Origin of the sequence: Hymenobacter coccineus, from assembly GCF_001816125.1 — a bacterium.
GTDB lineage: Bacteria > Bacteroidota > Bacteroidia > Cytophagales > Hymenobacteraceae > Hymenobacter > Hymenobacter coccineus.
This window is the reverse complement of sequence record NZ_MDZA01000245.1, coordinates 1-2,132: the sequence shown is the minus strand read 5'-3', so window position 1 is coordinate 2,132 and position 2,132 is coordinate 1. Positions and strand designations below refer to the sequence as shown.

General features: G+C 71.0%; 2 protein-coding genes. Both read left to right on the top strand.

The annotated features are described in order from the left end of the window. A partial coding sequence (locus BEN49_RS14320) for a TolC family protein (RefSeq protein ID WP_141765674.1) occupies positions 1 to 1,374 on the top strand: 1,374 nt, incomplete at its 5' end. A 66-nt stretch (positions 1,375 to 1,440) separates the two neighbouring features. Next, positions 1,441 to 2,132 (top strand): HlyD family secretion protein (locus BEN49_RS14315; RefSeq protein ID WP_125916875.1); only part of this gene is annotated, 692 nt, incomplete at its 3' end.

The window sequence follows — 2,132 nt, the reverse complement described above, 5'->3', positions numbered from 1 at the left end:
GGCGGCATGCTGGGGGGGCACGGCCACCGGAGCGGCCCGCACGCTGGCCGTGGCCCGGCGCAGCTCAGCCTGCCCCAGACCATCGCCCTCGGCTTGGAAAACAACCTCACCACCCTGCTGGCCACCGAGCGGGCCACGGAAGCCCGGGCCCTGCGGCAGCAGGTGCGCTCCTTCCTGCTACCCAACCTCAGCGGCACAGCCTACCAGCAAAACCGCACCCTCAACCTGGTCGCGCAGGGCCTGGCCCCCAGTGGCAGCCAGGACATGGCGGCGGGTGGCGCGGGCGGCGGCACCGGTGGCGGTACGGTTGGGGGCATGGCCGCGGCGCCCACCATTCCGTCGTTTGTGGGGCCCTTCAACACGTTTGATGCGCGGCTCAACTTCTCGCAGGCCCTGCTGAACCTGGCCGCCATGCGCGAGTACAAGAGCAGCGCCGCCGCCGTGCGCGTGGCCGACCTCACCGCCGAGCTGGCCCGCGAGCAGGTGGCTACGTTCGTGTCCCTGGCCTACCTCACCGCACAGCGCGGCGCCCTGGAAGTGCGGGCCGCCCGCGCTGATTTAGCCTTGGCCGAAGCCCTGCGCCAGCTGGCCCAAAAGCAGCGCGACGTGGGCGTGGCCAACGGCATCGACGTGGTGCGGGCCGCGGCGCGCGCTTCGCAGCAGCGCCTGCGCCTGGTGCAGGCCGAGGCCAACGCCGAGCAAAACCGCCTCGACCTGGAGCGCGCCGTGGGCCTGCCCCAGGGCAGCGTCACGGTGCTCACCGACACGCTGGCCGCCCGCGCCGAGGCTCTGCCCACCGTGGAAGGGGCCCTGGCCCCCGCCCAGGCCGCCCGCCTCGATGCCCGCATCGCCGAGCAAACCATCGAGCAGCGGGCCCTGGACCGCCGCTCCCGCGCCGCTGCCCGCTACCTTGTCATCAGCGCCGCCGGCGACTATGGCCAGTCGGCCGTGACGCCCTTCAAGGACGACCGCGCCACGCGCACCTACGGCGTGACGCTGAGCGTGCCCGTGTTCGACGGCGGCTACACCCAGGGCCGCGTGAATGCCGCCGCGAGCCAGCAGCGGCAGGCCGAATTGACGCTGGGCAACACCCGCGGCCAGGTGGAGCAGGACGTGCGCACGGCCCTGCTGGGCTGGCGCCTGGCCGCCGAGCAGGTGCGGGCCGTCGACGAGCAATTCGACCTGGCCAACCGCGAGTTGGCGCTGGCCACCCAGCGCTTCCGGGCCGGTGTGGCCGACAACCTCGAAGTGCTGCAAGCTCAGGCCAGCCTGGCCAACGCCCGCGCCCTGCAGGTGCAGGCCCTGGCGCAGTACGGCGCGGCCCGGCTCAACTTCGCCGCAGCTACCGGCACGGCGCAGTCTTTTCGCTTATAAGTAGTTGTCGTTGAATACTTTCAGAAGACCAACCGACAAGAACCCGGATATTGAAACCAAATCTTAATGGCCAACAACCTTACGTCTCCCGCCCGGCGGCAAGTCGCCGACCCCTCGGATGCGCCCGACCGGCGCGTGGGCAACAACCCGCGCCGCACGCAGCCGCAGGCCAAGGATGCGCCCGCCGACACCACCAAAAAGCCCATTTACCGGCGCACCTGGTTCATCATCCTGGTGGCCATTGGGGTGGTGTTGCTCCTCATTTGGGGCGTGCGCTATTACCTGTACGCCAGCGACCACGAAACCACCGACGACGCCTTTGTGGAGGGCAACGCCGTGCGGGTGAGCCCGCGCGCGGCGGGCCAGGTGCTGAAGGTGTACGTGCGGGACAACCAGCTGGTGAAGAAAGGGGCCCTGCTGCTGGAGATTGACCCGCGCGACTACCAGGCGCAATTGACCCAGGCCGAGGCCACCGTGACCAGCGCCCGCGCCCAGCGCAACACCGCCGAGCAGGCCAGCGCTTCCCGGCGCAGCGTCATTGCCCAACAGCAGGCCCAGTTGGCCGCCGCCGAAGCCGGCGTGGCCCAGGCCCTGGCCCAGGCGCGCGCTGCCCAAGCCCAAGCTGCCAACGACGCCCGCGACGAGCAGCGCTACGCCGAGCTTTATAAGACCGATGCCGTGTCGCGCCAGCGCTACGACCAGGCCCTGACCACCGCCCGCGCCAGCACCGACCAGGCCGCCGCCGCGCCAGCCGCCAC